Raw genomic sequence first — 5,114 nt, 5'->3', positions numbered from 1 at the left:
GAGCTCGCGGCCGCCGCGGCGGACGACCGGACGCCGTCGCCGCCGCCTCGCGAGGCCGTGGCATCCGTGCCCCTGCGGGACCGCGGCACAGGGCGGCCGACCAAGCGCGAACGACGCGACCTCGACCGTCTCCGAGGTCGTTGACCGGCGACGGGCTCCCCCGGGCGTAGCCTTGGGCGGGTGAAGGAACTCGTCCACGAACCCGATTCCCGCCGGTACGTGCTCCGCATCGACGGACAGGTCGCGAGCGCGCTGGACTATCGCGAACTCGGCGACACCGTCGCGTTCGTGCGGACCTTCACGAATCCGCCGTACCGTGGCTGCGGCCTCGCGGCCGAGCTCGTGCAGTTCGCGGTCGACGACGTCGAGGCCCGTTCGGGCCTCCGGATCGTCCCGAGCTGCTGGTACGTGGAGCAGTGGTTCGACCGGCATCCGAATCGGCGCGCACTGCTGGACCCGCGGACGGCGTGAGCCGCCGACCCTCGCGGATCGGCGGTTCACGGGAGGCGGGATCGCTCAGTACCAGTTGAGGGACTGCGAGTGGCCCCACGCGGCGCACGGGCTTCCGTAGCCGCGGGCGATGTAGTCGAGGCCCCACGAGATCTGGGTCGCCGCGTTGGTGCGCCAGTCGGCGCCGGCCGTCGCGAGCTTCTCGGCGGGCCAGGCCTGGACGATGCCGTAGGCACCGCTCGAGGCGTTCACGGCCTGGTAGTTCCAGCCGGACTCCTTGGTCCAGAGCTGCACGAGGCACTGGAACTCGGCCTCGCCCCAGCCGTACTTCGAGGCGGCCATGGCGCGTGCGGTCTGCTTGGCGCCCTCCGGCGTGTTCGCCCGTGCGAGCGCCTCGGCCGCCTCGCGCTCGGCGACCTCGCGGTCGTGCACCTTCGCGGCCTCGTCCGCCTTGCGGATCTCCGCGCGGGTCGAGACGGTGAGGTCGCGGACCTCGTCCAGCGGGAGCGCCTCGTAGTCGCCGAGCGTGGCGACCGAGGACGCGAGCGGCTCGACGTCGATCTTGCCCTCGACGTTCGAGAGCGTGTCCTCCGCGAGGGTCAGCGTGTCCCGCGCCTCGGCGTGCACCTTCGCCTGGGCGACGCCGGCGTAGGCGCCGAGCTGCTCGGCTGCGAGGCCCGTGGACTCGGTGAGCGCGGTGGTCTCCGCGACGCGCTGCGCGGCGAGCGACGAGTTGACGGTGAGCCCGGTGCCCGCGACCGCTCCGACGGCGACGAGCGCGCCGGCGAGGATCAGTCGGCGCCGACGGCCGACGCGGTCGCGTCGTGCGGCGCGACGGGTCGCGGCGTCGGTGCGGAACGGGGTGCTCTGGGTGGGGGCGGGCGTGATCGAGTTGGAAGTCTGCATAGGCTTGGGGTGACTCGGATCCTGGGGGTCGGTGGCCCTCCGAGCTGGGGCATGGACGGGCCCGAGCCGACGGCCCGGGCGCACGAATCCCCTACTCTGCACGGGTTTTCTGAACGAAACCTCGACTTCTGCTGGGCAGACCATGACCGCGCCTGCGCGAGACTGGGTGCATGGAGCCCGACCGGACGTTCGCGACGCCGACCGACCACGCCCGCTGCCCGTGCGGGAGCGGGGGCGCCTACGGCGAGTGCTGCGGCCCGCTCCTCGCCGGACGCGCCGCGCCGACGGCGGTGCAGCTCATGCGCTCGCGGTACACCGCCTTCGTGGTCGGCGACGCCGCGTACCTGCTCGCCACGTGGCATCCGTCGACCCGGCCCGAGCGCCTGGACCTCGACCCGGAGCTCCGCTGGCGGTCGCTCGAGGTCGTGCGCACCGAGCGCGGCGGTCCGCTCGACCGGGAGGGCGTCGTCGAGTTCGCCGCGCGGTACGCCCACGGCGCCGAGCGAGGGGTCCAGCGCGAGTCGAGCCGATTCGTCCGCGACGACCGCTGGCGGTACCTCGACGCCGTCGACTGAGCACCTCGGCCGCGTGCATGGCCGATGCATCGATCCCGCGGAGGGAATGCCGAGGTTGGCCCCGTAGCGTTGCCTGCGTGACGCCGCTCGACGGAACCCCGCCAGCCCGCTCCGCCCCGCAGCCGATGCTGACCGACCGGGCGCAGCGCACCCTCGACACCCTCGACGGACAGACGCTCGAGGAGATGCGCGCGCTCCGCGACGAGACCGAGCGGTTCATGCAGCGCTACAAGTTCGGCATGGACGAGGTGATCACCAAGCTCTCGATCCTGCGCGAGGAGTTCAGCCAGGCGCACGCGTACAACCCGATCGAGCACATCTCGAGCCGCCTGAAGAGCCTCGACAGCGTGATCGACAAGATGCGTCGGAAGGGCGTCGAGCCCTCGTTCGACGCGATCCGGTCGACGATCACCGACATCGCGGGCGTCCGCGTCACGTGCAGCTTCGTCTCGGACGCGTACCGGATCGCCGAGCTCCTCACCGCGCAGGAGGACGTGCGCGTGCTCGAGGTGAAGGACTACATCGCCGAGCCGAAGGCCAACGGGTACCAGAGCCTCCACCTGATCGTCGAGGTGCCGGTGTTCCTCTCGACGGGGGCGCATCCGGTCGCCGTCGAGGTGCAGATCCGCACGATCGCGATGGACTTCTGGGCGAGCCTCGAGCACAAGATCTACTACAAGTACGACCGCCGGGTTCCGGACGGGCTGCTCGACCAGCTGACGGACGCGGCACGCACCGCGGCAGAGCTCGACGCCCGCATGGAACGGCTGCATCGCGAGGTGCACGGTCCGCCACCGCCCGCGCGCGGTCCGCTCACCGCCGAGGTCTGACGCTCAGTCGGCGTCGGGCCTGCGCGCCCGACTGGGCTGCACGCGCGTCGGCTCGCCGGGCATCTTGGGGAAGTCGGGCGGGAACGGCAGCTCGCCGAGCCCGTCGTCGAGGTCGCGCCGCCACCAGTCGAGCAGGGTGTCGATCCGGCCCGGTGCGGCATGCATGGTCGCCCACGGGTCCCCGCGCTCGGCGAGCCGATCGGGGACCGAGCGCACCGTGAACGACGCCGGATCGGCCGACTCGAGCTCCTCCCACTCGAGCGGACACGAGACCGCCGCACCGGGCAGCGCCCGCGGGCTGTACGCGCCGGCCATGGTCCGGTCGCGGTTGGCCTGGTTGAAGTCGACGAAGATGCGCTCGCCGCGCTCCTCCTTCCACCACGCCGTCGTGATGCGGTCGGGCATGCGTCGTTCGAGTTCGCGCCCGAGCGCGATGACCGCGTGCCGCACGTCGAGGAACTCGTGCAGGGGTTCGATCGGCGCGAAGACGTGGATGCCGCGGTTGCCGGAGGTCTTCACGAACCCCGTCAGCCCGGCCTCTCGGAGCAGGTCGCGCAGTGCGAACGCGGCCGGGACCGCGTCGGAGAAGCCCGTTCCCGGTTGGGGGTCGAGATCGACGCGCAACTGGTCGGGAAGGTCGGGCGCCCCCGCGCGGGACGCCCACGGGTGGAAGACGATGGTGTTCATCTGCGCGGCCCAGACGGCGCCCGCGGGCTCGTCGATGACCAGCTGCGGATGGCTGCGGCCGCTGGGGTAGGTCACCATCACGTCGCGCATCCACTCCGGTGCGCCCTTCGGCGGGTTCTTCGAGAAGAACGACTCGCCGCCGATCCCGTCGCGGAAGCGCTCGAGCGAGACCGGTCGATCGCCGTTCGCCGCGACGAACGCGTCGCCGACGGCGATGAAGTACCGTGCGAGCTCGAGCTTGGTGATCCCCGCCTCGGGCCAGACCACGCGCTCGGGGCTGGAGACCCGCACGACGCGCACGCCGTCGGGTCCGTCGATCTCGAGGGTCGTCGCGTCGCGGGCCATGACGGTGACGCTACCGCGCTCCCCCGACGTCCTCGCTCAGGCGCCCGCCGTGGCGTAGCGCTGCGCGGCTCGGGCGCGGGCCTTCGCGGCCTCGACCTCGCGGTCCTTCGGCGGCGCCGAGGTGACCAGGTGGTCGAGCAGGTGCTGCGTGACGTGCGCGATCTCCTCGACCGCCTCGTCGAACGCCGCCTGGTTGGCCTTCGACGGATGCGTCGAGCCGCTGACCTTCCGGACGTACTGGAGCGCGGCGGCCCGGACCTCGTCGCTCGTCGCGGCGGGTTCGAAGTTGTGGAGGGTTCGGATGTTCCTGCACATGCGGGGCAGCCTAATCCGACGCGGATGGCGCGTCGAGGAGTCGGCCTGCGGCCCGAGCGGGGTCGGGCGGCGGGGCCGCGGCTTCGGCGACCGGTCGCAGCACGAACAGTCGCACGACGCGGCCGGAGTCGCGCTCGTACCCCCGGTAGCCGGGCCACTGCGCCTCGATCCGGGCCCACGCGGCGTCGCGTTCGGCCGCCGGGACGCGAGTCGCGCGGACCCTGAACGTCCGGTCGCGCACGGTGATCCAGGCGTCGGGGTTCGCCATCAGGTTGTACGTCCAGCCGGGATGGCGGTCGCGGGCGAAGCTCGTGCCCGCCACGATCGCGCGCCCGTGCCCGTCCGGCGTGTACATCAGGTGCACGTCACGCGGGGCGCCGCTCCGCGCACCGACGGTGTGCAGGACCAGCGACGGCACGAGCAGCGATGCGAGCTGGAGCCGCCCGCCGCTGAGCGCACCGAGCACCGCCTCGATCGGCGGCAGGACCACCGGGGCGACCACCCGGAACAGCCGCGTCCGCGTGATCGGCGCGACGACGGAACGGGTGAGCTGGAGCACGGTCGGCACGCGACCAGTGTGGCGTGCGCCCCCTCGTCGACGCCAGAGGCGGTACGCCCCCGACGGGCGCACGTCAATCCCCTGCCGCCCGAGGAGCGCGCTGCCTAGCGTGGGGGCCGTCCAGCCGACCGGTTGGACGACGTTCCATCTGGACAGGGAGGGCGATCATGGCCGAACGCGTGCCGCACGACCCCGCCGAAGGCGAGTACACCGACTCTGAACTGCCGCTCGACGCCGAGCTGCCGAAGGACGAGGAGGCCGACGACGTGGTCGTCGTCGAGGAGGTCGAGGTCATCGAGGTGGACCGCGATCCGGGCACGAGGCCCTAGCCGGAGCGGGTCGGCCGAGGTGCTCGCCGTCAGCGCCGTTCTCGCGCGACCGGGTCGGTCACGCCGGGCAACGCGTCACGGGCGGCGGCGACCTCGGCCGCCGCATCCGCCGCCCGGC

At 72.6% G+C, this 5,114-nt stretch carries 8 protein-coding genes and 1 pseudogene; 5 read left to right on the top strand and 4 right to left on the bottom strand.

Features of this window, described 5'->3' with window-relative positions:
* Both ESO86_RS19920 and ESO86_RS11255 read left to right on the top strand, forming a co-directional pair.
* A pseudogene (locus tag ESO86_RS19920) lies at positions 1–144 on the top strand (RNA-binding S4 domain-containing protein); the annotation flags it as partial.
* A 36-nt stretch (positions 145–180) separates the two neighbouring features.
* Positions 181–471, top strand: coding sequence for a GNAT family N-acetyltransferase (locus ESO86_RS11255; protein ID WP_129235051.1), 291 nt, complete (start codon positions 181–183; stop codon positions 469–471).
* 45 nt (positions 472–516) lie between these two features.
* Here the strand turns inward: ESO86_RS11255 and ESO86_RS19750 are convergent, their stop codons facing one another.
* Positions 517–1,356, bottom strand: a complete 840-nt coding sequence (locus tag ESO86_RS19750) for an aggregation-promoting factor C-terminal-like domain-containing protein (RefSeq protein ID WP_207207101.1) — start codon at positions 1,354–1,356, stop codon at positions 517–519.
* A 170-nt stretch (positions 1,357–1,526) separates the two neighbouring features.
* Between ESO86_RS19750 and ESO86_RS11240 the strand changes: the two genes are divergently transcribed.
* Both ESO86_RS11240 and ESO86_RS11235 read left to right on the top strand, forming a co-directional pair.
* The gene (locus ESO86_RS11240; RefSeq protein WP_129235049.1) at positions 1,527–1,931 is read left to right on the top strand and encodes a YchJ family protein; all 405 of its coding nucleotides are present in this window, start codon (positions 1,527–1,529) and stop codon (positions 1,929–1,931) included.
* Between the two features lie 125 nt (positions 1,932–2,056).
* Entirely contained in the window at positions 2,057–2,761 is a 705-nt protein-coding gene (locus ESO86_RS11235; RefSeq protein ID WP_129235053.1) for a GTP pyrophosphokinase, read from the top strand.
* A 3-nt stretch (positions 2,762–2,764) separates the two neighbouring features.
* Here the strand turns inward: ESO86_RS11235 and ligD are convergent, their stop codons facing one another.
* From ligD to ESO86_RS11220, 3 genes are read right to left on the bottom strand one after another with little or no spacing between them, the layout of a single operon-like run.
* On the bottom strand, positions 2,765–3,793 hold the full coding sequence (gene ligD / locus ESO86_RS11230; RefSeq protein ID WP_129235048.1) for a non-homologous end-joining DNA ligase: 1,029 nt from the start codon (positions 3,791–3,793) through the stop codon (positions 2,765–2,767).
* A gap of 36 nt (positions 3,794–3,829) precedes the next feature.
* On the bottom strand, positions 3,830–4,108 hold the full coding sequence (locus tag ESO86_RS11225) for a DUF2277 domain-containing protein (protein WP_129235046.1): 279 nt from the start codon (positions 4,106–4,108) through the stop codon (positions 3,830–3,832).
* Between the two features lie 10 nt (positions 4,109–4,118).
* On the bottom strand, positions 4,119–4,676 hold the full coding sequence (locus ESO86_RS11220) for a nitroreductase family deazaflavin-dependent oxidoreductase (RefSeq protein ID WP_129235044.1): 558 nt from the start codon (positions 4,674–4,676) through the stop codon (positions 4,119–4,121).
* A gap of 158 nt (positions 4,677–4,834) precedes the next feature.
* On the opposite strand from ESO86_RS11220, the gene ESO86_RS18885 reads away from it, so the two are divergent.
* Positions 4,835–4,996 (top strand): hypothetical protein, encoded by a 162-nt coding sequence (locus ESO86_RS18885; RefSeq protein ID WP_165307683.1) that lies wholly within the window; start codon positions 4,835–4,837, stop codon positions 4,994–4,996.
* Positions 4,997–5,114: the final 118 nt, after the last annotated feature.

Source organism: Agromyces binzhouensis (assembly GCF_004135055.1).
Taxonomy (GTDB): Bacteria; Actinomycetota; Actinomycetes; order Actinomycetales; family Microbacteriaceae; genus Agromyces; species Agromyces binzhouensis.
This window is presented reverse-complemented; position numbering and strand designations above follow the sequence as displayed.